The organism is Sphingobium sp. Z007 (assembly GCF_900013425.1).
Classification (GTDB): domain Bacteria; phylum Pseudomonadota; class Alphaproteobacteria; order Sphingomonadales; family Sphingomonadaceae; genus Sphingobium.
Map to the genome: position 1 here is coordinate 154437 of NZ_FBXK01000002.1, position 24583 is coordinate 179019.

Annotated in this window: 23 protein-coding genes and 1 pseudogene; 11 read left to right on the forward strand and 13 right to left on the reverse strand. The window is 62.9% G+C overall.

Translation table 11 applies throughout. From position 1 onward, the window contains the following. Window positions 1–81: 81 nt before the first annotated feature. From CEQ44_RS06105 to CEQ44_RS06115, 3 genes and pseudogenes are all read left to right on the forward strand, one after another. Window positions 82–1311 carry a TolC family protein gene (locus CEQ44_RS06105; RefSeq protein ID WP_088182523.1) on the forward strand — a complete coding sequence of 410 codons (1230 nt, stop codon included), beginning with the start codon at window positions 82–84 and terminating at the stop codon, window positions 1309–1311. Continuing rightward, window positions 1308–2792, forward strand: coding sequence for an efflux RND transporter periplasmic adaptor subunit (locus CEQ44_RS06110; RefSeq protein ID WP_088182522.1), 1485 nt, complete (start codon window positions 1308–1310; stop codon window positions 2790–2792). Before CEQ44_RS06105 ends, CEQ44_RS06110 begins: the two co-directional genes overlap by 4 nt. After that, window positions 2789–5503: pseudogene (locus CEQ44_RS06115) on the forward strand (efflux RND transporter permease subunit); the annotation flags it as partial. The gene CEQ44_RS06110 and the pseudogene CEQ44_RS06115, both read left to right, overlap by 4 nt. A gap of 62 nt (window positions 5504–5565) precedes the next feature. Here the strand turns inward: CEQ44_RS06115 and CEQ44_RS06120 are convergent. The 6 genes from CEQ44_RS06120 to CEQ44_RS06140 all read right to left on the reverse strand — a co-directional run bounded on the left by CEQ44_RS06120 (window position 5566) and on the right by CEQ44_RS06140 (window position 11190). Further along, complete coding sequence (locus tag CEQ44_RS06120; RefSeq protein ID WP_006953933.1) at window positions 5566–6432, reverse strand: recombinase family protein; 867 nt, start codon at window positions 6430–6432, stop codon at window positions 5566–5568. A 142-nt stretch (window positions 6433–6574) separates the two neighbouring features. Further along, complete coding sequence (locus tag CEQ44_RS06125; RefSeq protein WP_021224283.1) at window positions 6575–9484, reverse strand: Tn3 family transposase; 2910 nt, start codon at window positions 9482–9484, stop codon at window positions 6575–6577. A gap of 11 nt (window positions 9485–9495) precedes the next feature. Continuing rightward, complete coding sequence (locus tag CEQ44_RS24305) at window positions 9496–9660, reverse strand: hypothetical protein (protein WP_176401100.1); 165 nt, start codon at window positions 9658–9660, stop codon at window positions 9496–9498. After that, window positions 9661–9936, reverse strand: a complete 276-nt coding sequence (locus CEQ44_RS06130; RefSeq protein ID WP_140419260.1) for a hypothetical protein — start codon at window positions 9934–9936, stop codon at window positions 9661–9663. Beyond that, the gene (gene lspA, locus CEQ44_RS06135) at window positions 9933–10376 is read right to left on the reverse strand and encodes a signal peptidase II (protein WP_254913863.1); all 444 of its coding nucleotides are present in this window, start codon (window positions 10374–10376) and stop codon (window positions 9933–9935) included. Before lspA ends, CEQ44_RS06130 begins: the two co-directional genes overlap by 4 nt. Before the next feature lie 175 nt (window positions 10377–10551). Further along, entirely contained in the window at window positions 10552–11190 is a 639-nt protein-coding gene (locus CEQ44_RS06140; RefSeq protein WP_047867019.1) for a cation transporter, read from the reverse strand. A gap of 234 nt (window positions 11191–11424) precedes the next feature. On the opposite strand from CEQ44_RS06140, the gene CEQ44_RS06145 reads away from it, so the two are divergent. From CEQ44_RS06145 to CEQ44_RS06155, 3 genes are read left to right on the forward strand one after another with little or no spacing between them, the layout of a single operon-like run. Beyond that, on the forward strand, window positions 11425–12012 hold the full coding sequence (locus CEQ44_RS06145; RefSeq protein WP_047867018.1) for a recombinase family protein: 588 nt from the start codon (window positions 11425–11427) through the stop codon (window positions 12010–12012). Then, window positions 12009–12278: a hypothetical protein gene (locus tag CEQ44_RS06150; RefSeq protein WP_047867017.1), complete on the forward strand. Its 270-nt coding sequence runs from the start codon at window positions 12009–12011 to the stop codon at window positions 12276–12278. The genes CEQ44_RS06145 and CEQ44_RS06150 overlap by 4 nt, the downstream gene beginning before the upstream one ends. A 37-nt stretch (window positions 12279–12315) precedes the next feature. Then, entirely contained in the window at window positions 12316–12765 is a 450-nt protein-coding gene (locus CEQ44_RS06155; protein ID WP_047867016.1) for a hypothetical protein, read from the forward strand. Here CEQ44_RS06155 and CEQ44_RS06160 read toward each other — a convergent pair. Next, on the reverse strand, window positions 12741–14069 hold the full coding sequence (locus CEQ44_RS06160; RefSeq protein ID WP_176400179.1) for a ParB/RepB/Spo0J family partition protein: 1329 nt from the start codon (window positions 14067–14069) through the stop codon (window positions 12741–12743). The two genes, CEQ44_RS06155 and CEQ44_RS06160, sit on opposite strands and share 25 nt — an antisense overlap. 426 nt (window positions 14070–14495) lie before the next feature. Between CEQ44_RS06160 and CEQ44_RS06165 the strand changes: the two genes are divergently transcribed. The 5 genes from CEQ44_RS06165 to CEQ44_RS06185 all read left to right on the forward strand — a co-directional run bounded on the left by CEQ44_RS06165 (window position 14496) and on the right by CEQ44_RS06185 (window position 16251). Next, a complete protein-coding gene (locus CEQ44_RS06165; protein ID WP_088181932.1) occupies window positions 14496–14858 on the forward strand; it encodes a type II toxin-antitoxin system RelE/ParE family toxin in 363 nt (120 codons plus the stop codon). Between the two features lie 26 nt (window positions 14859–14884). Beyond that, on the forward strand, window positions 14885–15178 hold the full coding sequence (locus CEQ44_RS06170; RefSeq protein WP_373557355.1) for a helix-turn-helix domain-containing protein: 294 nt from the start codon (window positions 14885–14887) through the stop codon (window positions 15176–15178). A gap of 22 nt (window positions 15179–15200) precedes the next feature. After that, complete coding sequence (locus tag CEQ44_RS06175) at window positions 15201–15476, forward strand: helix-turn-helix domain-containing protein (RefSeq protein ID WP_088181934.1); 276 nt, start codon at window positions 15201–15203, stop codon at window positions 15474–15476. Beyond that, window positions 15451–15723, forward strand: coding sequence for a DNA-binding transcriptional regulator (locus tag CEQ44_RS06180; protein ID WP_140419263.1), 273 nt, complete (start codon window positions 15451–15453; stop codon window positions 15721–15723). Before CEQ44_RS06175 ends, CEQ44_RS06180 begins: the two co-directional genes overlap by 26 nt. Before the next feature lie 75 nt (window positions 15724–15798). After that, entirely contained in the window at window positions 15799–16251 is a 453-nt protein-coding gene (locus CEQ44_RS06185; protein ID WP_088181936.1) for a hypothetical protein, read from the forward strand. A 67-nt stretch (window positions 16252–16318) separates the two neighbouring features. Here the strand turns inward: CEQ44_RS06185 and CEQ44_RS06190 are convergent, their stop codons facing one another. The 6 genes from CEQ44_RS06190 to CEQ44_RS06215 all read right to left on the reverse strand — a co-directional run bounded on the left by CEQ44_RS06190 (window position 16319) and on the right by CEQ44_RS06215 (window position 24551). Next, window positions 16319–16900: a recombinase family protein gene (locus tag CEQ44_RS06190; RefSeq protein ID WP_088181937.1), complete on the reverse strand. Its 582-nt coding sequence runs from the start codon at window positions 16898–16900 to the stop codon at window positions 16319–16321. 160 nt (window positions 16901–17060) lie between these two features. Continuing rightward, window positions 17061–17519, reverse strand: coding sequence for a Fur family transcriptional regulator (locus CEQ44_RS06195; RefSeq protein WP_066657225.1), 459 nt, complete (start codon window positions 17517–17519; stop codon window positions 17061–17063). Between the two features lie 62 nt (window positions 17520–17581). Further along, window positions 17582–17968, reverse strand: a complete 387-nt coding sequence (locus tag CEQ44_RS06200; RefSeq protein ID WP_231733666.1) for a MerC domain-containing protein — start codon at window positions 17966–17968, stop codon at window positions 17582–17584. 103 nt (window positions 17969–18071) lie between these two features. Next, window positions 18072–20282, reverse strand: a complete 2211-nt coding sequence (locus CEQ44_RS06205; RefSeq protein WP_254913862.1) for a TonB-dependent receptor — start codon at window positions 20280–20282, stop codon at window positions 18072–18074. A gap of 678 nt (window positions 20283–20960) precedes the next feature. Next, window positions 20961–22019: a hypothetical protein gene (locus CEQ44_RS06210; RefSeq protein WP_088181939.1), complete on the reverse strand. Its 1059-nt coding sequence runs from the start codon at window positions 22017–22019 to the stop codon at window positions 20961–20963. A 318-nt stretch (window positions 22020–22337) separates the two neighbouring features. Then, complete coding sequence (locus CEQ44_RS06215; RefSeq protein WP_176400180.1) at window positions 22338–24551, reverse strand: TonB-dependent receptor; 2214 nt, start codon at window positions 24549–24551, stop codon at window positions 22338–22340. Between the last annotated feature and the right edge of the window lie 32 nt (window positions 24552–24583).

The following is a 24583-nucleotide window of genomic DNA, read 5'->3' on the forward strand; positions in this document are numbered from 1 at the left end:
CGGTCTGTCCGCTACGCCGGCATCGCTGCGTCCTCATCGTTCGGAGCTCATTCAGCCTGATCTTTCGCTCAGGAGAAATTGATGCGCTTTTTATTTTATGCGCCGCTTCTGGCGGTTGCCCCCGGCATGGCCTCTGCCGAGCCTCTAACTTTCCATGCTGCAATTGAGCGTGCGCAGCAACAGGCACCGTCGATAAAGGCCAAGGCGCTTGGGACCGACGCCGCGCGGGCTGCACGCCCTGGCGCTGGCGCGCTGCCCGATCCGACGCTCGGCGTGAGTGTCGAGAGCTTCCCGATCTCGGGGCCACTCGCGTTCAAGCCGCAGCGGGACGATTTCACAATGGCGCGGGTCGGCGTGTCTCAGGACATCCCCAATCTCGCCAAGCGGCACGCCCAGCAAGCGCGCGCTGATAGTGACATCAAGGTGGCCGAAGCCGACACCGCGGTCGAGGCCCGCACGGTCGAGGTCGGAGTGGCGCTCGCCTGGATCAATCTGGCCTATGCCGAACGCAGGCTTGCGGCTCTTGACGGTGTTCTGTCTCGCCTTGAGCGCGTGGTGGGAACGACGCCGGGCGCGGTCGCCTCGGGCACCGCGCGCCCAGCGCAGACCTTGGCGGGGCAGCAGGCTGTCGCGGCCATGCGGGACCGCCGCAGCGAACTGGTGTCGAATGTCGCGCGGGCACGGGCAATGTTGACCCGCTGGACCGGCGATCCAGCTCCTGAGGTTGCCGGGCCGATTCCGGACTTTGTCGTCGATGCGGTCGCTCTGCGGGCGGGACTCGACGGACATCCTTCCATCCGGATGTCCGTGGCCCAGGCTGGGCAGGCGGATGCGGATGTACGCCTGGCCGAGGCAGGCCGGCGCTCCGACTTCGGCGTCAATCTTGCTTATCAACGTCGTGATCCGCGCTTCGGCGATTATGTCTCGGCCGGCGTGACGATCAGCCTGCCGTTTTTCACCCGCAATCGTCAAAATGCCGGGATCGCGGCTGCTCAGGCGAATGCCGGGCGGGTTCTGGCTGAACGTGAAGCCTTCCGGCGGGCGCTCGCCGCGGACCTTGATGCCGAGCTTGCCGACCATGTCATGCATCACGAGCAATGGATGCGCGCGCGGGACACGCTGCAGCCTCTCGCCGAACAGCGCGTGAAATTGGAAACAGCCAGCTATGGTGCCGGACGCGCCAGTCTCGTCGATGTCGCGGACGCCTATGTCGCTCTCGCCGATGCGACTCTGACCACCCTTGATCGTGAAGCCAAGGTCGCCGCGGACGGAGCCGGCTTAATCTTCACCTATGGAAGCGAACTGCGATGAGTCAGGTAACAATAACTCGCGGTCGCCTCCTTGGTGTCGCTGCCCTTCTTGCGCTCGCCGCTGGCGGGATCGGTTTCACCGTGGCCGAATGGAGGGGAGGAGCACCCGAAGGGGCGAGCTTAAAACCGCCAGCACGCAAGATTCTTTACTGGTATGATCCAATGATCCCTGCCGAACATCATGATGGTCCGGGCCTGTCATCGATGGGAATGCAGACAATCCCGCGCTATGCGGATGAGGCAGGGGGAGGCGCATCTCCGCCGGGAATATCGATCGACCCTTCCGCGTCGCAGAGCCTTGGGCTTCGCACCGTCGCGGTTCGCCGGGGCAGTTTGGCGAGCAGCCTCACCGCCACGGGCACGATCGACTTCAACCAGCGCGACGTCGCGATCGTACAGGCGCGCGCGGGAGGGTTCGTCCAGAGGGTCTATGGTCGCGCGCCAGGAGACGTGGTGGGCGCTGGCGCCCCGCTTGCCGACATTCTCGCTCCGGAATGGGGCGGTGCACAGGCGGAATTTCTTGCGGTCCGTCGCACCGGGAATGCGGCGCTCACCCAGGCAGCGCGCCAGCGGCTCGTGCTGCTTGGCATGCCCTCGGGCACGATCGCATCTGTCGAGCGTACGGGACGGCCGCACAATGTCGTCACCATCTCCACCCCGACCGGCGGGGTGATCAAGGCATTGGACGTCCGGACCGGCATGACGATGACGGCAGGGCAGACGCTTGCCGAGGTCAACGGCCTGGGAACGGTCTGGCTCAATGCCGCCGTGCCCGAAGCGATCGCCGGGCCACTTAAACCCGGACAAAGCGTACAGGCGACACTTGCCGCATTTCCCGGTGAGACGTTGTCGGGCCGTGTCTCGGCGATCCTGCCGCAGACCCAGGCGGACAGCAGGACGCTCACCGTCCGGATCGAGCTGCCCAATCGCGGCGGGCGTCTGCGTCCCGGCATGTTCGCCACAGTCTCGCTCGGGGGCAGTACGCAGCCTGCGCTGCTGGTGCCCTCCGAAGCGCTGATCCGTACCGGCAAGCGGACCTTGGTAATGCTTGCGCTCGACAAGGGGCGCTACCGGCCCGCTGAGGTGCAGACCGGCCGTGAAGCCGGCGATGACACCGAAATCCTGGCGGGTCTGAACGAGGGCGAGAAGATCGTCGCCTCGGGCCAGTTCCTGATCGATTCTGAGGCGAGTCTCTCGGGCGTCGAGGCGAGGCCGATCGGCGGTGCTGCTGCGGCAGAATCCGCCTCAACCGCTGCTCTATATGAGACTGTCGGCAAGATCGAACAGATCACCGCCACTTCGGTGACACTCAGCCATGGGCCGGTGCCCGCCATCGGCTGGCCGGCGATGACGATGACCTTCCAGCTTCCCGACCCCAAGATCGCGCGGGGCCTGAAGACCGGCGACCGCGTGCGTTTCGGCTTTGATCGGCCGCCTACGGGACCGACTGTTCGGCGCATGACCAAGGTGGCGGGCCAGTGATCGCCCATCTTATCCGCTGGTCGGTCAGGAACCGCTTCTTCGTCCTGATCGGCGTACTGGCCCTCATCGGCGTGGGTGTCTGGGCGGTGCGATCGACCGCGATCGATGCGCTGCCGGACCTCTCCGACACGCAGGTCATCATCCGCACCTCCTATCCCGGACAGGCGCCGCAGATTGTCGAGAATCAGGTTACCTATCCGCTCACTACCACGATGCTCTCGGTGCCGGGCGCGAGGACCGTGCGCGGATATTCCTTCTTCGGCGACAGCTTCGTCTATGTGATCTTCGAGGACGGCACCGATCTCTATTGGGCGCGCAGCCGCGTGCTCGAATATCTCAACCAGGTGCAGGGGCGCTTGCCGGCCAGCGCCCGCAGCGCGCTTGGGCCGGATGCGACCGGGGTTGGCTGGGTCTATGAATATGCGCTGGTCGATAGGACCGGTCGGCACGATCTGTCGCAGCTCCGCGGGCTTCAGGACTGGTTCGTGCGCTACGAGCTGAAGACGGTAACCGGCGTCGCCGAGGTCGCCAGCATCGGCGGCATGGTCAAGCAGTATCAGGTGCTGCTCGATCCGGTGAAGCTCACCGCCTATGGCATCACCCATGCCCAGGCGGTCGACGCTATCAGACAAGCCAATCAGGAAGCGGGCGGCTCGGTGCTGGAAATGGCCGAGGCCGAATATATGGTCCGCGCCTCAGGCTATCTGAAAACACTCGACGACTTTCGCGCCATTCCTTTGAAGACTGCGGCGGGCGGCGTGCCCGTCCGGCTAGGCGATGTCGCCACGATCCAGATCGGCCCGGAGATGCGGCGCGGCATCGCCGAATTGAACGGCGAGGGCGAAGTCGCCGGCGGCGTCGTCATCCTGCGTTCGGGCAAGAATGCCCGCGAGACGATCGCGGCGGTCAAGGACAAGCTCACCGACCTGAAGAAAAGTCTGCCGCTCGGCGTCGAGGTGGTGACGGTCTATGATCGTTCGCAGCTCATCGACCGCGCTGTCGAGAATCTCACCCACAAGCTGATCGAGGAGTTCATCGTCGTCGCGATCGTCTGCGGCCTGTTCCTTTGGCACGTCAGATCGGCGCTGGTCGCGATCCTTACCTTGCCCTTGGGGGTGCTGGCCGCATTTGTCGTGATGCGGTTCCAGGGAGTGAATGCCAACATCATGTCGCTCGGCGGCATCGCCATCGCCATCGGCGCGATGGTCGATGCCGCCGTCGTCATGATCGAGAATGCCCATAAGAAGATTGAGCATTGGGAACAGGATCACCCGGACGCGCATCTTGATGGCGAGATGCGGTGGATCGTCATCACAGAGGCCGCCGCAGAGGTTGGCCCGGCGCTGTTCTTCAGCCTGCTGATCATCACGCTCTCCTTCATTCCCGTGTTCACACTCGAGGGACAGGAGGGGCGGCTGTTCGCACCTCTCGCCTTCACCAAGACCTACGCGATGGCGTCGGCGGCAATCCTGTCGGTGACATTGGTGCCGGTGCTGATGGGTTTGCTCATCCGGGGGAAGATCCCACCCGAGCAGTCCAATCCGGTCAATCGGTGGCTGACCAACCTCTACCGGCCCGCGCTCGACTGGACGATGCAGCGGCCGAAGACGGTACTGCTGATCGCGGCGCTCGCTTTTGCGACCACAGCGTGGCCGCTCACGCGCCTTGGCGGTGAGTTTATGCCGAACATGGACGAAGGCGACCTGCTCTACATGCCCTCGGCATTGCCTGGGCTGTCGGCGGCCAAAGCCTCGCGATTGCTTCAGCAGACCGACCGGCTGATCAAGACCGTGCCCGAGGTCAAGAGCGTATTCGGCAAAGCCGGCCGCGCCGAGACCGCGACCGATCCCGCGCCGCTCGAAATGTTCGAGACCACCATTCAGTTCAAGCCCCGTGACCAATGGCGACGAGGGATGACACCGGAGAAGTTGGTCGAGGAACTCGACCGAACGGTGAAGCTGCCTGGCCTCGCAAATGTCTGGGTGCCGCCGATCCGTAATCGCATCGACATGTTGGCGACCGGGATCAAGAGCCCGATAGGGGTCAAGGTATCGGGCGCCGATCTCGCCCAGCTCGATCGCGTCGCCCACGACATTGAGACCGTCTCAAAGACCGTGCCCGGCGTCAGTTCTGCGCTGGCCGAACGGCTGACCGGTGGGCGCTATGTCGATGTCGATATTGACCGCGCCGCAGCGGCGCGGTTCGGGCTCAACATTACCGACGTGCAATCGATCGTCTCGGGCGCGATCGGCGGCGAGACGATCGGTGAGACTGTCGAGGGGCTGGCCCGCTATCCGATCAGTGTCCGTTATCCGCGCGAACTGCGCGACAGCCTCGAAGGGCTGCGAACACTGCCGGTCCTGACCCCGTCGGGGCAGCAGATCACGCTCGGTACGGTAGCGAAGGTTTCGGTCGCTGAAGGGCCGCCGATGCTCAAGACCGAAAATGCCCGGCCATCGACCTGGGTCTATGTCGATGTCCGCGGCCGCGATCTCGCCTCTGTGGTCGGCGACCTCCAGCGTGCGGTCGCGAAACAGGTGAAACTCACGCCCGGCGTCAGCATCGCTTATTCTGGCCAGTTCGAATATCTTGAGCGCGCCGTCGCCAAATTGAAGCTGGTCGTGCCGGCGACGCTGCTGATCATCTTCGTGCTGCTCTACATGATCTTCGGCCGGTTCGATGAAGCCGCCTTGATCATGGGTACGTGGCCCAGTCGGCCCGAAGCTGCGATTTTGGCCAGGTTGAAGAACGAACACTGAACGCTTGATTGATTCTACCAGGACCGTTGCTGACCACCGACCTCGTAGATATCGGCTTCCATGGAGCAATTGTAGCTCTCTGCGATGTTGAACATCTCGGAGAGGAGGCTTTGGATTTCCTCATCAAGGGAAATGCCATCCGGATCGGGGTCATAGGCGACGGTCAGTTTGTAATCACAATTGCCGTTTTTTACCATGGCGTAGTCGCGTTCCAGCATCGCCTCAATCCGCTCCCGAGCGGGTTTTCTACCTCTTCCACGCTTGTTGAAGTTCTCGATAATCAGATGCAGGGCGATGCTGGCAGTGGGCGGCTTTTCCGGCAGTTTGGTCTGTGACGGAATAATGTCGAGCGCCCGATAGACGGTCATTCGTGAGACCTTCAGGTCGCGGGCAACGCGGGCCTTGCTGGCGCCGGCGGCAAGGCGACGGCGGATTTCATCGTCATCGACGTTCTTCTTCCGGCCTTTGTAAACGCCTTCGGCGCGCGCCGCTTCGATCCCGGCGCGCTGACGATCCTTGATGAACTTCAGCTCCATATCGGCGACCATGCCGAGTATGGTGATGACCATTCGCCCCATGTCGCCCGCCGTCGTCACCTCTGGCTCAAGGATGCGCAGCGAAGCTCCCTTTTCATCAAGCTCATGCACCAGGTTCAGGACATCGCGCGTGGAGCGGCCGAGCCGGTCGAGCCGCAGCACGACCAGCTCGTCGCCGGTGTGCATAAACTGCATGATCGTTTCCAGTTCCGTGCGCCCGCTCCGCGAGGCCCCCGATCCGGTCTCGGAACGGATAATTTCGCAACCTGCATTCTTGAGGCGGCCAATCTGGATATCCAGATCCTGGTCCGTGGTGCTGACGCGGGCATATCCGATACGAGCCAAGTGCAAAATCCGTCACATTAGGGTGGCTCTTGCAGTGTATCGTCACATTGAGCGCAAACCCACCCTTTTGTGACAGACGAATGGTGTCACTCGGCCCTATCACTCTGGGGTGTACCCAAATGTTATAGGCCGATCAGCCGCCTCACGCTGCAAGCCGTCCAAAATCAATCCGGTCGTTCAGGTCGAGGTCGAAGCGGCCATAAGGGTTCACATGACTGTAGATCAACGGCGTGAGACCACGATAATCTTCCGGCGTCATCCGCCCCGCCCACTTCGGCTCAACCAGTACGGTCTGAAGCATGCGGGTGTTCACATACACCAGCGACGCTTGCAGGAGGTGTAGCGCCAGAACGGAGATTTCCTGCTCATGGATGCGGTTGGTGGCGATCTCGCCGCCCTTGCCGAAGAACACGAAACCATTAGCGCCGTTCCAGTTCTCAACCACATTCAGCCCTTCGTGGATCTCGCGGCGGAATGCCTCCTGACGCAAATACCGGCATAGGAAGATTGTTTTGACCGCGCGGCCGAGTTCACTCAGCGCCTTGTAGGTCGGGTGCATCACTTCGGCTCTGGCAAACCGGAGCAGGATCGCTTCCGGATCGGCGGTGCGCGATTGCATGGCAGCGGCATATTTGACCATTTCGTCATATTGTTGCTCGATCTCGTCCCAGTCGATCGGGCTGGAGAGGATCGGCAGTAAATTGGAAAGCCGCGTGCGCATGCCGGCTTGGGGAAGGGCCAGTTTCTGGCGTGCCACTGCTTTCAGCCGCGGGGCAAGCTCAAATCCAAGGAGTCGGCAGAACGCAAAGCCGACTGCGCTCTGGCCGTGGCTATCGACGTACTGGCGCTGGATTTCCATGTCGGTGCAATGGCGTAGCACGCCTTCGATCATGGAGGCGACCTCCGAGGAAGAGCACCGCTTGAGCTGGGAATAAACGCAGGTCGCGCGCTTCTCCACATGCCAGTAGATCATGACGCCACGGCCGCCATAGCGGGCGTGCCATTCCGTCATCAGGTTGCGGTCCCACGCGCCGAACTTCGTTGAATCGGACGCGCATGCCGTGCCCGCATCTCCCCATACTGCGGCATTGCGGATTGCCAGTGTCGCGTTTGCTACCCGCGCGCACGCCTCCCTCAGCGCTGGCGCGTGGATGAAACGGCGATGGACATGCAGCAATTCCTCGTAACTGACATCGGGTGTTGCGCCAGCGACCCGCTTGAGCCCGGCGTTCGTGCCCAAGCCATAGAGACACAGCAAAAGACGCTGAGCCAAGGCTGCTTTCGACAGGGTAACCCGCGAGGCCGACGTTTCGAAAGCATCCATCAATCCCGTGTCCAGAGCAGCCTCTTTCAACACGTCCAGCAGTCCGGTCATCGGCCAGCGCTGACCGATCTCGCTTTTGATCGAAGCGAGACCCTTCGGTTCGGGCAAGGGCTTGAACGGTGTAATCGATATCCGGTTGTCGCCGCGCCACAGGAGCCGGACCTTGTCGTTTTGTGGAATATTGGCATTGAGGAGCAACAGTTCCCGTTCAAGCTCCTCCCGGATCGAGGCGCAAAACGCCTGCGCATCTGGCGTCAGGCTGAGGCCGGAATAGTACGCATCTCGCCTGATCTCGAAGTCCTTGGGAAGATCGTCATCGGGATTGCGATAGCGATCCGCCCCGACCACCCAGATTTCTTTGGAGCGGATGCGGTCGCGCAGTTGCGTCAGGACGCAAAGCTCATAGCTGATCCGGTTTACCCGCCCATCGTCATCAATGACGGAACTGCGCCATCGCGCTGGAATCACCTCATCGATCGGAACATCCTGCAATGGCACGAAGCGGCATCCGCCATCCACCTTGCTCCTGATCCAGTCGAGGGCCGCCAGGACCGGCCGCCACACCGCGTTGTTCGACCGGAACTCAAGTACGGAAAGCAGGCTTGGCAGCATGCGCCGGTAATGATTGGCCCAGGAACCACGCATCACCTTGTAGATGCGCCGGTCCAGAGCGCCCTTCGCATGGCTCTCCTTGACGATCGCCGCCAGCTTGGCCTTACCGGCGATCGGGAAAATGACATCGCAGATGCGCCCCGATGGTTCATTGATCGAGGCGCTGGCGATCTCGACCAGCAGGCGCTCCTTTCCATAGACCCGCTCGATGTCTTTCGCGATATCGCCCACCACCTTGCGTTTCGAGCGCGTTCCGATCTTGTGAACGGTTTCGATCAGCAGGTCGATCATCGCGTCAGTGAGTTGCGCCTCCCGCGACATTAGATAAATCGCATAAAGGCCGAGCTGTCGCGCCGGCGCATGCCGGCGCATCTCCGAGGCCTTTTCACCGGCAACGCGGCGAACAATCTGATCGACCCATGGCTTGCCCGTAGCCGTCAGGAGATCATGGGGAAGATCAAGTCTCTGGATAAAGGCGAGTTTCTCGGTCACGTCGAGAATGTTGTCGAGCGTTGCCTGTCCGGCGTCACCCTTCATCCTGTTGAATCCGGTCGAGCTGTCCGGATCGGCAAGCGAGGCTTCCAATAACGCCACCGCATCTGACGAAAGCCGATCACTGGCTCCGATCAGCCAGGTGTCCAGATAATCTTGCCGTTGTGAGCGAACGACACGTTCAAGCTCCTTGCGCGACGGCCCATAAATACGCCGGTCCCGGCACCACAGGAAAACATGCTCAAGCATGGCATTGATCGACTGGCCGCCCGGGCACAGCTCGCCAGCAATCCATTCCGTCAATTGCGCGCGATCCACCCGCTTCATGCGGTGATATCCAAGATGGATCAGGATCTCCGCACAATGCCGTCGTGCTGTCCGACTGGAAAAGTCATAACCGGCTATCTCGCCAGCCTCGACACCGAGTTGCTCGGCCAGATACGAGAGGCCATCGGTAGGGATTGAGCCGGGATCGATCGCGAAAAACCCCAGGGAAGCGAAGAATTTCAGCTGCGCGGCGAGGCCAAGGCGCGTCAGGGCCGGCTTCGAATTTACAAAATCAATATCGGCAAAGCTCAGGCTCCATCGTCCGATCAAATCCCCGCCCGGAATACTCCGATCCATCAACCCACTCCCTATGATGGAGCGAACTGTCCTCTTCTATGATTTCCATCGTCAATACCGAATGCCACGTTCCCAAAACGTTCTCCGACTTGGCCAAAATCGCAGCTTGGGGCCGACTGGGCCGGATAGCCGGCAGTGCCGCCGCCGATGACGACAATGTCGAAGGTGTCGCTCATTCAATCTTCCTGCTTGTAACTTGGATCAGGTAACTGTCTGAAAGGGTCCGCCCGCAGCGCGGGCGTCCTGATCCGCTCGACGCGCGGATTCTGGTCCGGCACATTACAGGCGACGTCGGTAGTCAGGCACGTTTCGAACCGGTTTGAGCCAAGGCGGTAGCAGGCTTTCCGCGCAAGACCGCAGGGGGAAGCCAGCAGTGCTGCCGTGCTGCCGATGCGGGCGTCGCGCGGCAAATCATGGTTTCGCGCTTTCACCTGGTCGTCCGCCTTCATCATGTCGGAGCATCCGGCGTGCGCGCGAGACGCGATTGCTCCGGCAGCACGAGGATCAGCACCAAGCCCGCGAAAATGAACGAGTCCGCCAGATTGAAGGTGGGCCAGTGCCAGGAACCCCAATGAAAATCGATCAGATCGCGCACCGCGCCGAAGCGCACCCGATCGGCGATGTTCCCGACCGCCCCACCGAGAATCGCAGCCAACCCCACTTGCCGGAGCCTACTCGCGGCGCGCCGGATAATTATCGCAAGGGCGGTTGAGATGGCGGCGGCGATCGCCACCAGCAGCAAGGGATGGGTACTTGTCGCGAGGCCGAAAGCAACGCCCCGGTTCATCCCGGCCGTAATGGTGAGCCAGGGCCCTACACTGACCGGGCCCTCGCTCGCGACGTAGGCAAAGGCGGCGACCTTCGCCAGTTGATCCCCGGTAAGCACCGCCACGAGCGTCAATAGCGGGGCGACGGGCAAAGCCGGAGGTTTTCGCAGCCCTCCGGTCTCTGGTTGACGCTTCAGCAGCAGGTTGTGTCCCGGACGTCCTCTCACTCCACGGGCACCGTCGCAGGCGCGATCGCCCCGCACGAAGATAGGAGCAGGAATATCGCCCGCGGCTTCAACCTCATCGCAGATCCCCAAGCTCCTTACGTGCGTCGCCGATTATCTCGCGGGCCGAGTGAAGGAAGATGACCGCGATCCCGGCAGCGACGATGAGATCCGGCCAAGCGCTCTCGAGCCAGAAGACGAGGCCTGCTGCGACAATGACGGCAAGGTTGTTGATCGCGTCGTTGCGAGAGAAGAGCCAAATAGCACGCGCCTGAGCGTCGCCGCCTTCGCGAAAGCGGGCGAGGACCAGTGCTGACGTGACGTTCACGACAAGGGCCGCGACGCCGATACCCCCCATCAGCTCCGCCTCGGGCGGCACAGCGTCCATCGCCCGCCACACGGCCATGCCGATCACCCACAGGCCAAGCAGCGCCAGAAAAATTCCTTGAGTAAGCGCAACCTTGGCGCGAGTCCTTTCGGCCCAGGTGAGCGCGAGCAAGCCGACAAAGGTGATTGAGCCGTCGCCTAGGAAGTCGAGGGAGTCGGCCTTCAGCGCCTGGCTATCCGCGAGGAAGCCTCCAACAAGCTCTAAGAGGCCGAAGCCGACGTTCAGGATGACAACGATCCACAACGCGCGGCGGTAAGCCGGATCGGTCGCAGCCCTCCCAGTATCGCCATGGCAGCCGCAACCGGGTTCTTCGCTCGAATCGCTCATCGGGCACACATAGAACCTCCAGTAACTGAAGGATCAAGCGTTCACTGACTGCGATCGTCTGCGACGATCAGCTCGCGCGTGCCGCTTCAGGCACTTCTTACATGATGATTTTCTTTGTTTCCCAGAAACGGTGATTGGACGGCCAGCGTGAATGTGTCCGTCAACTCTGGACCTTCGACGGCGATTCGGACAAGATCGCGTCAAGATGGGAAAACGGACACTTCGGACCCGCGCATGGCGCTGATCGGCTACGCGCGTGTCTCCACCGCTGACCAGAAGCTGGCGCTCCAGCATGACGCGCTGGTCCGCGCCGGTTGCGAGCGCACGTTCGACGATCAGGCGTCGGGTGCCAGGGCCGACCGGCCGGGGCTCGCCGAGGCGCTCGCTTATCTGCGGGCCGGCGACACGTTGGTCGTCTGGAAGCTTGATCGGCTCGGTCGCTCGATGCGCCATCTGATCGCGCAGGTCGGCGACCTGGCAGCGCGCGGGATCGGATTCCGCTCGCTGACCGAGAATATCGACACCACGACGCCGGGCGGGATGCTGGTGTTCAACATCTTCGGCAGCCTGGCCCAGTTCGAACGCGACCTGATCCGTGAGCGCACGCAAGCCGGCCTGCGTGCCGCGCGTGAGCGCGGGGCGCAGGGTGGGCGGCGTCCGGTCGTCACACCTGACAAGCTGCGCAAGGCGCGCGCGCACATCGCTGCAGGCCTGACGGTGCGCGAGGCGGCCGCGCGGCTGAAGATCGGCAAGACGGCGCTCTACAAGGCGCTGGAAGGTACGGGCGCACAGCGCTCCGGCGAAACAAGGACAGGTGCATGACAGGCGAACGCGATCCGAACATCGTCACCTCCGGCCTGTCCGGCACCATCACCGAGCAAGGCATCACAGTGGAGGTCCACATCATCGGCCTCGAAGACGAGCCGGGCTGGACGCTGGAGGTGGTGAACCAGAGCGGCACCTCGACGGTGTGGGACGATCCCTTCGTCACCGACGATGCCGCATGGGCCGCCTTCCGGCGCACCGTCGAAGAAGAGGGCATGCGCGCCTTTCTCGACCAGGCCGTCGTCATCCCGTTTCGGCGTTGAGCGCAGCAGCCGGCAAGGCAAGACCAGGAGATCGACGATGCCGACAAGCGCCAGGCCGCTGTGGATCCTGACCGGATTGCTGCTGGCCTTCTATCCGGTTCTGAACTTCATCTACTGGCCGCAGGTGCTCCGCTCGGGAGTACTGCCCCCGGATGGCGACAGCATCGGCATCCCCATGTACGGCAGCATTCTGGTGACGATCATCGCATCGCCCGTCGTTCTGGGCATCGCGTGGCTTTGTCTCGGGCACTACAACCCAGCTACCCGCCTTGCCACGATCCGGTGGGATCGCCCGATCCGCACGGTCGCGGCCAGCTTTGTGTTCGGAGGGGCTGCCGTACTGTGCGTCTTCGGCATCTTCGCTGAACTGGGTCATGCAATGCCATGGTACGAATACCTCTGGGCCGCATATGCGCTGGCTTGGGTGCCGTGGCTGCTCGGTGTACGAGCAGCAGTGATCGATCAGGACAGCACGGCATCCGGCTGAACTCCGGCGTTCACTGCTCGTTCGCTCCTGCCGTACGCAGAATGCACTTTCGTGTAGTCACCCCGTAAAGAGCGTCGCCACCCCGTCGAACGGCGATGCCATTTCAAGGCTGTTGCTGTCATAGACCTGCACCGGCTCCTGTATGCCAGACCCGGCGCGAAGCTGAACCGCATGGGATGGCGCGTAACCGCCGCGAAGCATCGGCAACAGCGCGTCGAGCAACACGGCAAGGGCGGCTTGGGCATTGCGCGCGACCTCGGATTGCAGCGCGGCGGTCCTGATCCGCGAAAGCTCCTCGGTCGTCTTGGTGTCGTAGAGCGGACGGGGGAGGGGGGCACCATTCGACCCGCTGAGTGCGAGCGCTTGGCCTTCTTGGTATAGGCGATGGTGGTGGGAGCGCCGTCGCCCGTAACGGTGATGAGCAGCACCGCGCCCGCCTTCGTCCCATGCGAATAGCCCTCGCCATCGTCGGGGTAAACGCGGTGCCATTGATAGGTTTCGTAGGGCGTCTGCTCGGACGCGATCACTTCGCCCCAGCCCGCCTCTTCGGCCTCACTCGCCAGCGCCTCGAACTTGGCGTCCGCAAGCTGCTGGACCAGCGCGGGGTCGTCGGCATAACCCTCGCCATCCTTGGCGAACAGGTCGCGGGTAATGCCGCCGCCTGCCTCGGAATAGGCGTCCGCCCCGACGAAGCGGAACAGCCGGTGCCCGGTCGTCACCTTGGTATCAGTCAGCAATCGCCGAACCTCATGGGCTGTGCGCGCGACCCGCAACACCTTTTCTTGACGCTTGTGATCGTCGGTCAGCGTAAATGCCTGCGCGGTCGCTACGTCGATCTTGTCGGCGGCAAGCGCGTTCAAGACCCTCCGGCTAAGGCTGGCGAGCGTCAGCATCTTGCGGACCTCGCGCGGGTCGTAGCCGTAACGGTTAGCGATAGCGGGCTCGTCATGGCCCTCGCTGGCGAGCGTGGCAAAGGCGCGGATGGCGTCGGCCGGGTGCATGGCGACACGCTGCGCGTTTTCGGCATAGCTGATCGCGGTGGCATCTTCGCACTCGCGGACTTCGCACGGAATATGCGTGTCACGGGGCCACGTCCCGGCTCTCACCAACTGGATGATCGCGCGGCGGCGGCGCTCGCCTGCGACCACTTCCGATTTGCCATCCTCGCGCGCGGTGACGGTCAGGTTGTGAAGCAAGCCATCGGCGGCGATGCTCGCGGCTAGGCTCTCGATCCCGGCCTTCACCTTCCGCACGTTACGGGGGCTGGCGACAAGGTTGCTCCAATGGATGTGCTGGATGGTCATTTCACTACTCCTTTTCAGGTCGCTGCGGGTTGCAGGCGCTCCTGCGACCCTGCCTCGTGGCGAACAGCCGGAGGTGAGGGGGGCAGCGAGAATCCGACGGGGTGGTGCGGGCGCACTGAGCGCAGCGAGGGAGCCACGGCCCGGCTGATTGTCGTTGCTGGGGAGAGGGGGCGGCGCGCCCCTTTCCCCAATTGAGCAAATGGATCTCGCCGGCGACGCCGGCGCCCGTCGCGGGGCTCGCCCCGCCGCGCGAGCGATCGTTGCCCGCATGGGGCGAGACGCCGGCACGGCGGCTCGATCGGAGCGCAAGCGGAGATAGAGCGCGGCCCGCACGGGCGCGCCCGACCGGCCCGATCGTTGGCGAACGTGGCTTATTGATCTGGCAAGCACTCTCGTCTATATTCCCTAGATGGAATACAGCGGCTAATGAGCTGGGACGTTGAGAACACCGACGAGTTCGGAGACTGGTTCACCGATCTGAGCGACGCCGATCAGGATGCCATGCGCTTCGCGGTCGGTTTGCTGATGGCGAAGGGGCCGAACCTGCGCTTTCCCCACTCGTCGGGGATCAACAATTCGCGGCACTCGCATATGCGCGAGCTGCGGATTCAGAGCGGGGGACGGCCATTGCGCGTATTCTACGCCTTCGATCCGCGGCGATCGGCAATCCTGCTGATCGGGGGCGACAAGACCGGGGACGACCGTTTCTACGAGCGGATGATCCCGGTCGCCGACGAACTCTACGACGTTTACTTGGACGAACTGAGGCAGGAAGGATTGTTGAAATGAGCGGACATCGCCCGTTTTCCGACCTTATGAAGGATTGGAGCCCTGAACGGCGGGCACGCAGCGACGCTCGCCAAGCCGAGCTGGCGGCAGAGATGGTGAGCCTCGAACAGTTGCGCGAAGGTCTCGGCATTAGCCAAGAGGAGCTGGCGAACGTGCTGGACGTGCAGCAGCCCGCCATCTCCAAGCTGGTGCGCCGTCCCGACATGAAGGTGAGCACGCTGCGCGAGCTGATCGCGGCGATGGGTGGCGAGCTGCACCTCACCGCGACCTTCGCCGATCGCTCGGTGGAAATTGATAATTTCAGGCCGGCCGCCGCCTGACGCCGGCGCGAAAGGATGAACGATGAAGGTCGAGACGTTCGGAAGCGTCTGGGATGCGATCAGCGATAGCCCGGCCGAAGCCGCCGACCTGACGGCGCGCTCCGACTTCATGTCGGCGCTTGCCGCGCATGTGCGAGCCTGGAACCTGCCGCCCGATGCCGCGGCGGCGCGGCTCGGCATCGCGCGCTCGCGGCTGGGCGAGCTGCTGCGCGGCAAGATCGACATGTTCCCGCTCGCAGCGCTGGTTAATCTCGTCGCCGTAGCCGAGCTGCATGACGCAGCGACCTCGGCCGCTTGAATCTGGCATGGCCGTTCCCGACCAGCCCCCGCTGCCGCCCGTGTTCGGCCCTGCGGCGATCAAGAAGCTACGCGAGGACAGCCGCGCTACACGCGCGACGTTCGCGCGTGGGTTGAATATCAGCACCCGCACGATCGGGCGGTGGGAGGTCGTCACCGTGCGCCCCAGCGGCCCCGCGCGGCAACTATTGGGCGTGGTCCAGAAGCATGGCTTCCAGCTCGTCGCCGACGCTCAGCGAGGAGCGTAACCAGGCATTGAATATCCTAGCTGGAGCGCGAAGTTTCTTCTTTCGTTCTCTTGGGCGATGACTCATAGAATCATCATGCCGATCGCGCGCGAACACCGCTGGCTCTACCCGATCGACTGGCGCGAGCTGTCGAACCTCATCCGCTTCGGCCGCGCCAAGGGACGTTGCGAGCATTGCCGACGCCCGCACGGCCGCGACGTGCTGCACCTCGGCGATGGCGTCTGGTGGGACGAAGACGCGGCGACCTGGCGCGACGGGCAGGGCAGGGGGCTTCGCCGTCTGCCATCGCCGGACGAGCTGGCGCGTGCGCAACCCGGACTCACCGGCATCGATCCGCCCACCCAACTGCGGGTCACGCGCGTGGTCCTCGCCAGCGCGCACCTGAACCATGATCCTGGCGACAACCGGCCGCGCAACCTGGCGGCGCTGTGTCAGCGGTGCCACATGGTCCATGACGCGATCGAACATCGCCGGCGCCGTTGGCTTAATGCCTTCCGGCTGCGCGCGATCAGCGACCTGTTCGCCTGACTGCCGAGCCTGCGGCCCAGCCCAAGGGTTGGGTGGGTGGGGCAAACGCGGCCGTCGAATGACGGCCTCATTCACTCGCCGGCCGGTCCAACGAGCTGCGCCCGCCCGGTATGTGGCGATAGAGCGTCGATGGCTGCACCCCAATCTGCTGCGCCACTTCCTCCACCGTAATGGTCGGATCTGCGAGCATCGCCTTTGCGCGCTTGATCTCGGCCGGCCCCATCGCCGGCTTGCGCCCGCCGCGCCGCCCCAACGCCCGCGCCTGGGCAAGTCCGGCATGGGTGCGCTCCAAGGTCAGCTCACGCTCGAACTCCGCCACGGCCGCGAAGACGTGGAACACAAGCCGCCCGCCGGGGCTGGTGGTGTCGATCGCCTGGGTGAGCACGCGAAGGCCGATCTCGCGCTTTGCGAGATCTTCGGCCGTCTCCACGAGCTGCCGGACGGAGCGCGCGAGCCGATCGAGCTTCCACACCGCCAGCGTGTCGCCAGCGCGGAGATAGTCGAGCGCGGCTTTCAGTTCGGGCCGATCGCGCTGCGCGCCCGACGCCTTCTCCATGAACACCTTCTCGCATCCGGCTTGCCGGAGCGCGTCGAGCTGAAGGGCAGGGGACTGGTCCCTGGTGGACACGCGCGCATAGCCGACGAGCAAAGGCTTTCTCCGAAAACTCGACACGACCTAGCCGGATTTCGGATAAGGAAACAAGGGACTGTTTTCGGAAGCTAAACGGGCCGTTTCGGCGACCTCGGACACGATCGGCGCAACCCTCGCTCAATCGACCGTTTGACAGACATTGGTCGATCTGTGGGGTCTATCTGCTGCACGCCTCACATAGGCCGCAAACTTCGATCACCGGCTTTGTTGGCCGAAACCCCGCATTGGTTGCGGCACCCCGGATACTTGTCGCAATGCTGTCGTCGTCCAAATGCGTGATCCTGCCGCACTGCTCGCAGAAAAGCAGGATGCAGTCGTGAACGCAGCCGGGGTGGACATTGGGTAGGTAACGGTTTGCAACCTCCACGCGAGTGACGATGTTGGCTGCCACGAACAGGTCGAGAATGCGGTAGACCGAGTTTGCGGCTACGCGCCGGCCGCGCTGTTCCGAAAAGCGATCGGCGATGTCGTAAGCCGACGCGGGTCGGTCGAGACCGACGATGACATTGAATAGCTGAGCCCGCATATCGGTCCACTGCTCACCGACGCGCTCAAAGGCGGAGCGTGCGGCCTCTGCAAGCGCTTCTCCTTCCGGCTGCTCGTGCTTGTGACGCATGATGCAAGAATATGGCTCGACGGGGGTGGCGGGCAAGGCCACCCCTCTCTCAAGCACTTGGTTCATGTCGCGCGCCCCAGCTTCAGATTGCCGACATGCGCGATGGCGAGGACGATAGCGCCGGCAACCGTCAGCGGCGTTTCCAGCGGCGTGTCACCGAACGACAGCACACCGATGGCGAGCACTATAAGCCCAGCCGCGCCAAGCATTACGGGCCACCAAGCGCCATGTCGTGTCCTGCCGGAGAGAAGGGCCAAGCTGCTCGTCGGCACGGCAATCGCCAGCATCACCAGGTGAAAGGTCCGGCTGACCGGAATGACGCTGCTGAGCGCGGGAAGGGCGGCAAAGAGGAGGGGCAGCGCGAGACAGTGAATGAGGCACAGCAACGAAGCACCCAAAGCCGTGTGTTCGATCAGCCCCCGATGCGAGTTTCTCAACGTCCCTGCCACAAACCTCTCCATTATGGGGGTGGGGCAGGCCCTACCCCGTCTCCCTGTAACCTTTTGAAATGGCATCCCAGGTGGGGGAGGCCTGCTGCCCGCGACATCTTTGTCAGAGGCCGAACCTTAGCGAGACCCGGATGTCGCGACCGGCGAGCGGCGCGAAGTCCTTGAGAAAGCTAGAATGACGGCGTGCAACCACGTCGAAGATATTGTTGGCGCTGAGCAAGAGCGAAGTCCTGCTGCTGTTGGCAAAGGGTTTGAGGCTCACACTGGCGTTGACCAAGGTGTAGCCGGGCGTAGTGGTCTCGAAGTCGGCGATACGGTCCTGCTTGAACACGCGCTCCACCTCGGTACGCGCGGTGAACTTGTCGCCCTGAGCCTCCAGACCGCCGAGTAGACGAAGCGGCGGGATGCGCGGCACGGGGCCGCGGTCGATGATGGTGGCCCGGACATAATCGCCGAGCAGGTCGGCGTTGATGCGCGTGCCGCCCACCTCGAACAGCTTGGCCGAAAGATCGCCTTCGATGCCCCAATAGCTCGCGCCGGCTTGCTGGTACTGAAAGCAGGGCAGGTCGACCTCGCGGCCTGACGGTGCGGCCGCAGCCTCGCATACAACCTGGTCGACCTGCTGCTCCGAAATATAGTTGTTGAAGCGGTTGTAATAGGCGGATGCGTCGAAGCTCAGGCGCTCACCGTGAACGTGAAGCGTCGCCTCGATCCCATAGCTCCGTTCCAGCCGGAAGTCCGGGTTGCCCAGCTCATAAGCTTGTGTGCCGGCATGAGGCCCGTTTGCGAACAGCTCCTCGGCTGACGGCGCGCGCTCGGTATATGAACCGTTCAGGCCGATGCGGATCGCGTCGGTGACGCCGTAACCGACCCCCAGTGAGCCGGAGAACGCGCCATAGTTGCGCTTCCCGCCAAAGAATCTCGGGTCACTGCCCACGGTCTTGGCGGTCTGGTTGCTCCACTCGTAACGAGCGCCGGCCGCAGCATGAAACGGCCCCGCATTATACTGCTGAAGCGTGAAGATGCCGGTCTGATTGGTTTCATTGCGGGGCAGGAAGGCTTCGACACCCTCGATGTTGAACGAACGGTTGAAATATTGGACACCGCTCGCGCCCTGCCATCCACCGCGATCTGCCTGAAGGAGTTCCAGTCGCCCCTCGGTGCCTTTGCTGTAGAACGCCGTGCCGATCTCGCCGGACGGTTCCAGCTCAAAATGGCGGTAGCTGGCATGGCCGGCGCGGATGCGGATGCGGTCGAGGAACCCGCCCCCGGTCTCGACTTCGCCGCGTAAGTCGACCCGGTCCTGCTTGACATCGAGCCGGGGCGACTCCTGCGCCTGGCCCACCTCGGTCGCATAGCGGATCGGCACGCCGTAGAGGCTGTCGTAACGACTGTAGCTTACGCCAAGTTGGCCCGTGTCGGTGATGATCGACGCGCCGACGCCCGCCGTCCAGGTCTCGGCGGCGGTGTTGGGGAGCTTGCCTCGGATAGCAGCGGAGGCCGCGAAGTCGATCGGGTCCTTGCCTGGTGCCACGTCTTGCGGCAAGCCGACTTGCGAGAGCGCAGCAGCGCGTGCCGCTGGCGATAGCGCGTAGCCGCCGATCCTGAGGTCGTCGGCTTTGAGATACGAGCCGTCGGCGTGGAGCACGAGGTAGGGACCGACCGCCACGTCAGCAGCGCCGGCGATCGAACGCTCGTTCGCGGCCGAGCCGTAGGTGGCGATGCCATTCAGCCGATAGCCGTTCTCGGGCCGGGTCCGCGGAATGCGCGTGTCGATGACGTTCACCACCCCGCCCACCGCAGACGAGCCGAACAGCAGCGCCGATGGCCCGCGCAGCACCTCAATGCGCTCGGCCAGGAGCGGGTCGATGACCACCGCATGATCGACGGAGGTATTGGACAGGTCGATCGCGCCAATACCGTCCGTCAGCACGCGGATGCGCTCGCCCTGGAAACCGCGCAGGATGGGCCGGGACGCCGAAGGGCCGAAGGAGGTCGCCGACACGCCCGGCAGACGCGAGAGCGTCTCGCCAAGTGACGGGCGCAAGTCTCGGGTCAACGCCTCACCCTTCAGCACCGATGTGCCCTGAAGGACGTCGGTTTCGCTTTGCTGGAGTGGGGCGGTGACGATGATGTCGCGGTCCGAAGCGGGTATCTCCGGGCGGGATGGCCTAGGCGCAGTCGCCTGAGCGGTCGGCGCGTTCGCGGCATCGGTTTTGCTGCTCGGCATTGCGGTAGACGCGCTCTGCGCGACCGCGTTGCCGCTGATCGCAACAAGAGAAATCCCGATTAAAAGCACCGCCCTGGTTCTCATTCCCATCGCCTTGCCTGAAGAATATTGCGTCCGCGCGGTGTTATACTGTTACGCGATTCGAGGCCGAGTAGCCGCGTTTCAAAGGCGGTTCAAGGGGAGGTGCATTTGATCTGGGCCCCACAACAGGCCGCTGGCTGAGAACCGGCCATGCTGCACGACGAAACCAGATGACTCTTTGTGTATAAGAGCCGCTTGCCACTTCTCTGCACGGTTTATGGACCATCCGCCGACGCCGACTTCGATCGAAATGCCGGCTGCTGCCACTCACTTCGATGGCTGCGAAACCGACTGTGGCACTCCGGGAAACGGCAATGGCGGAAATGCCCCGCTTCTGCCGACACCGACTTACAAAACTGACATATTCACTGAGTTCATGTCGTACGCCCCAGCTTCAGGTTCCCGATAAGCGCAATGACTTGCAAGGCCTTCTTGAGCCTCCGCAGATCTCACTTCTTCGCGCAGAATTTTTCACTTGATGAAATCCACGGGTAAATTAACACAAAGAAAGGCATCATGATAGCGGCCCGGATCGGTAACTCTCCTACCAATCCACTCCAGTGACCGGTATACCAACCATGAACAAATGTTCCTATCGCGACCGCGATAGCACCTGTTGCAAGTCCGGGTATCCACCTCAATCTATATTTCATAGATATTCTCATTATTGTGAGATTTTTATTAGATGAGTTGGTCCTTAAGCATCGGCGGCGACCGCTTGGCATCGTAAACAGGACCCGGCTCGCGACATGCCTGCGCGTGAGCGCGAATACGACGCTTATAGTGGTAGGTCTCGGGCGCGAGTGCGACGAATCCAAGTACGATACCCACGAGGACATGGGCCGCGACCGTGATACCTGTGACGAGTACGATCGCAGCAACGATCTCCAGATTTTGGCCAACGAAAAGGGCAGCAACGCCCACGAGCGCGACGTCCTTGTTGGGGACTAGCGGAAGGCGCGACATCATCAGGCGGACGCTCGCCAGCAATATCCACCTTCCTGCTGCGACGTCGGGAACAACGAGATGCCACATAAGCGCGGAGAGCGTCACCGTCGCCGCAATGCGCAGGAGATGGACGACGAAGATGCGGATCAGCACAGGACGACGAAGCGTGAACATTCGATGTCCGAATGCGGTGATACCGATCGACACGGCCATCACGAAAAACACAGACCCGACAATCGCGGTTCCGACGCTTCCGGTCCTCAACTCAAGGAACATGGGATAGGCGAGAGCGAGTACGGCGATCGTCGCCACATTGCCAGCAAGCGCGGACAGAATCGCGACATCCTTTACGGCACCAAATGGCGACGCGACCATCTCAGCCCGGCGTTTTGCCCAAAGATAGAACTGCGTCTCTCCCATGTAGCCCAGGACAAGATTATTGGTCACCTGCTTGTGAAGCAACGGAAGCAGACCAACGACGGGCAAGCGCCATAGCCCCCGGAAGATCGCCCACTCGGACACCGGTGTAGCTAGGTAGGAAGCCGCAAACGCCAACCAGAACAGAGCGCTCGTCGGTACTAAGGTGGTGAGAGTTATGAAATCGATGGAGCGCAGCTGAAATGCAACGGCGGCAAGAATCGCTAGCGAGAACGCAAGGCTACCCCAACGGGTGAAGCGGGGCCGGACAACGCCCTGAAGCGTCCTGAGCGTGGCTGGCAGCGTACTCGGTTTGATGGGCAAGCCCAAAGGCCCGATGTTCATGTTAGTTAGGTCCCGAAAATCGAAGTCCATTGCCACAGGCCCCGGACAATTCGCGTGGCTCGAACGCCGACACAAAGGTGGCATCGCGCGCAGATAGCGTTCCGCTATAGGTCGCATGGCTCGTGCGATAGAGCCACGACCATCATCGCCGCCACCGCTCCGATGCGAGCGGCAAGCCCCCAGCTCAGACTGATACATCACCAGCGCATGACTTGGTGCGCTGGGAAGCGTCCTTGCTCGCGTCATCAATTTTCCCGACCGCTCTGGAATAATGTCTATTGTCTGAAGACGCCGCGGCCGAACAAATCCGCAGTCCGCTTGCTAGAAACGAGCGGACCTGCACGGCCTTCAAAAGTCGCGAGATAGTGAGATCGCGAAGGCGCGTGGGCGGGCGGGTGTGTACTGGCGTTCTGTGCGTACCGAAAAGGGATTGCCAAAGGCAAGTGTGTCGCCCCGCGCATTGAAGATGTTTGTCGCGGACAGTTCCACCGCGAACGGTCCCCTGCGGACCTCGAGCCCCGCCGCGAACTCGGCGAACCCGCCCATCCGCCGATCGAGTCCCGGGTCCAGGCTCAGCCTAGACCGCCCCACGTAGCGGCCGGTTACTGTAGGCGACACCTGCCAGGAACTAGCATTAATCGAATGCCGCACCTCGAAGTGGCCGGACACGCCAGGCACAACAGGAAGGCGCGGGTCACGCTCCAGATCGGCACCGTCGATACCGCGAATAAGGCGAGCCCGCTGGCCGGACGCGCCCGCGACGAAGGACCAAGCCGCCGTCGGCCGCCACCGGACGGTCAGTTCGCCGCCGAGAATCCTTGCGTCGCCAGCGTTGCGCGTGGCTACAAGGCCGGTATCGAGGAGATAGTCCGATTGAACGTCCGACCATAAGGAGCTGAACGCGCCAAGCTCAAACTGAAGTCGGCCGTTAATTGAATTTTGTCGAAAGCCAGCTTCAAAAGCTACCAACTGGTCGGCGTCATACCGGCGGGTTTCCATGTTCGACGGATCAAGACCTCCCGGCCGGAACGCAGACGCCACGCGAAGATAGGCTAGCGAGACTGATGAGGGCGACCACGACAGCGTCGCACTGGGCGAGACGCCCCACGAAGTCTTGGCCCGAACTTCGGTTCCGCCGTCATCGTCGCGGTCCTCCTTGACGGTTGAGCGGAAAACGCGGAGGCCGAGGCCGAGGCGAAGACCGTCGATAAGCGGCCGGCTACCCTCGGCAAACATGGCCGTTTCGGTGACGCTTCTTGAAGCATCCAACAATTCTGCGACCACCGGGCCGGCCTCCGATGCACGGCCGCGAGCGCTGCTTCGGGATGAGAGGTACGAAACGCCCAATGCCCAGGGCGTTCGGCCGCTTTTGTTCGCAAGGCGGATTTCTTGGTCAAATACCTGATATGTGCGGGTTTCGGCATAGCGCAGCGGCGCGACCAGACCGAGGACCGCGGCCGCGCTGCTCGCGTCGTCAACCTTAAGCGTCCACTGCGTAGCGAGGCTTGTAGAAACGGTTAGGACACGTGACCCGAGCTCGCCTTGCAAGACCCCCGAGGTGAGCACGACGTCATTCGACCGCGGCTCCCGCAGCCGGTCCCCCCGTGTCAATTCCTCCCTGTCGCGATCCACATATTGGCTGTCGCGCGCGCGGATGCTCTGACCGGCACCGACGAAATCAAAGGTCCAACCCTCACGCGGGAGAACGCGAAGCGACGCTCTAGCGCCGCGCACGACCGTTTGGTTGACGTCCGAGCGACCTCCAGCGTTGTCGATCCAGCCTGGAGCGACGTCGGCGTAGCCGACCAACCGCAAGGCGGTCTGATTCTGACGCACGGGCAAGTTGACGACTGCCTCGACAGACCCGCCGACGCCGTGACCAAGTAGGGCGGCGAGACGCTGGCGAGAGCGGCCGGCAAATCGGACCAAATCGGGCGCAATGGTCATCACGCGATAGACGCCGCCCAGTGCTCCCGTGCCGTAAAGCGGCCCCTGCGGTCCCTTCAGTACCTCGACCCGATCCACATCAACCATTCGGAAGTCGGGATCGGGCGCGTCGTAAGTGATCCGGGCCTCGTTCAGGTACACGCTCACCGGGGATTGTCCGAAGCCGATAAACGGACTGTCGGCTATGCCCCGCAAGAACAATCGGCTCGCACCTGGCCCGCCATTCGTAGCAATCAATCCCTGAACCTGGGTCGCCACCGCCGACGTGCCAGCGTCCGAGCCCGCGGCGGCGCTTCCATCCAGTACATGGACCGTGACCGGTCCCGGCACTTGCGAAAGCAACTCGCGCATCTTCCTGGCGGTGACGATGATGTCCGATGAAACGGTTGGATCTGCGCTGGCGGCTGTCGGGCCGGCGTTCGGGGCGGCGGGGGCAGCCGATATCCGAAAGGTCGCGGGTCCCACGCGGCGGGCGGACAGGCCAGTGCCTGCCAATAGCCGCGCGTATGCGGCATCGATCGTCATCCGGCCTCGCAACGCGATCACCCGGTGCCGCGGAAGCGGAGCATCGAGCGCGAACGATGTCTTCGTCTGAGTGGCGAGCGCGGCGAGCATCGCTTCAAGCGTACCAGCGGGGACGTCGATCA

Bases quoted from the DNA above. Each gene is read 5' to 3' on its own strand.
- CEQ44_RS06105 (WP_088182523.1), top strand. From the start codon at position 82: ATGCGCTTTTTATTTTATGCGCCGCTTCTGGCGGTTGCCCCCGGCATG.
- CEQ44_RS06110 (WP_088182522.1), top strand. From the start codon at position 1,308: ATGAGTCAGGTAACAATAACTCGCGGTCGCCTCCTTGGTGTCGCTGCC.
- CEQ44_RS06125 (WP_021224283.1), bottom strand. From the start codon at position 9,484: ATGGATCGGAGTATTCCGGGCGGGGATTTGATCGGACGATGGAGCCTG.
- CEQ44_RS24305 (WP_176401100.1), bottom strand. From the start codon at position 9,660: ATGAGCGACACCTTCGACATTGTCGTCATCGGCGGCGGCACTGCCGGC.
- CEQ44_RS06130 (WP_140419260.1), bottom strand. From the start codon at position 9,936: ATGATGAAGGCGGACGACCAGGTGAAAGCGCGAAACCATGATTTGCCG.
- CEQ44_RS06140 (WP_047867019.1), bottom strand. From the start codon at position 11,190: ATGAGCGATTCGAGCGAAGAACCCGGTTGCGGCTGCCATGGCGATACT.
- CEQ44_RS06145 (WP_047867018.1), top strand. From the start codon at position 11,425: ATGGCGCTGATCGGCTACGCGCGTGTCTCCACCGCTGACCAGAAGCTG.
- CEQ44_RS06150 (WP_047867017.1), top strand. From the start codon at position 12,009: ATGACAGGCGAACGCGATCCGAACATCGTCACCTCCGGCCTGTCCGGC.
- CEQ44_RS06155 (WP_047867016.1), top strand. From the start codon at position 12,316: ATGCCGACAAGCGCCAGGCCGCTGTGGATCCTGACCGGATTGCTGCTG.
- CEQ44_RS06160 (WP_176400179.1), bottom strand. From the start codon at position 14,069: ATGACCATCCAGCACATCCATTGGAGCAACCTTGTCGCCAGCCCCCGT.
- CEQ44_RS06165 (WP_088181932.1), top strand. From the start codon at position 14,496: ATGAGCTGGGACGTTGAGAACACCGACGAGTTCGGAGACTGGTTCACC.
- CEQ44_RS06170 (WP_373557355.1), top strand. From the start codon at position 14,885: ATGAAGGATTGGAGCCCTGAACGGCGGGCACGCAGCGACGCTCGCCAA.
- CEQ44_RS06175 (WP_088181934.1), top strand. From the start codon at position 15,201: ATGAAGGTCGAGACGTTCGGAAGCGTCTGGGATGCGATCAGCGATAGC.
- CEQ44_RS06180 (WP_140419263.1), top strand. From the start codon at position 15,451: ATGACGCAGCGACCTCGGCCGCTTGAATCTGGCATGGCCGTTCCCGAC.
- CEQ44_RS06185 (WP_088181936.1), top strand. From the start codon at position 15,799: ATGCCGATCGCGCGCGAACACCGCTGGCTCTACCCGATCGACTGGCGC.
- CEQ44_RS06195 (WP_066657225.1), bottom strand. From the start codon at position 17,519: ATGCGTCACAAGCACGAGCAGCCGGAAGGAGAAGCGCTTGCAGAGGCC.
- CEQ44_RS06205 (WP_254913862.1), bottom strand. From the start codon at position 20,282: ATGAGAACCAGGGCGGTGCTTTTAATCGGGATTTCTCTTGTTGCGATC.
- CEQ44_RS06210 (WP_088181939.1), bottom strand. From the start codon at position 22,019: ATGGACTTCGATTTTCGGGACCTAACTAACATGAACATCGGGCCTTTG.
- CEQ44_RS06215 (WP_176400180.1), bottom strand. From the start codon at position 24,551: ATGCTCGCCGCGCTCGCCACTCAGACGAAGACATCGTTCGCGCTCGAT.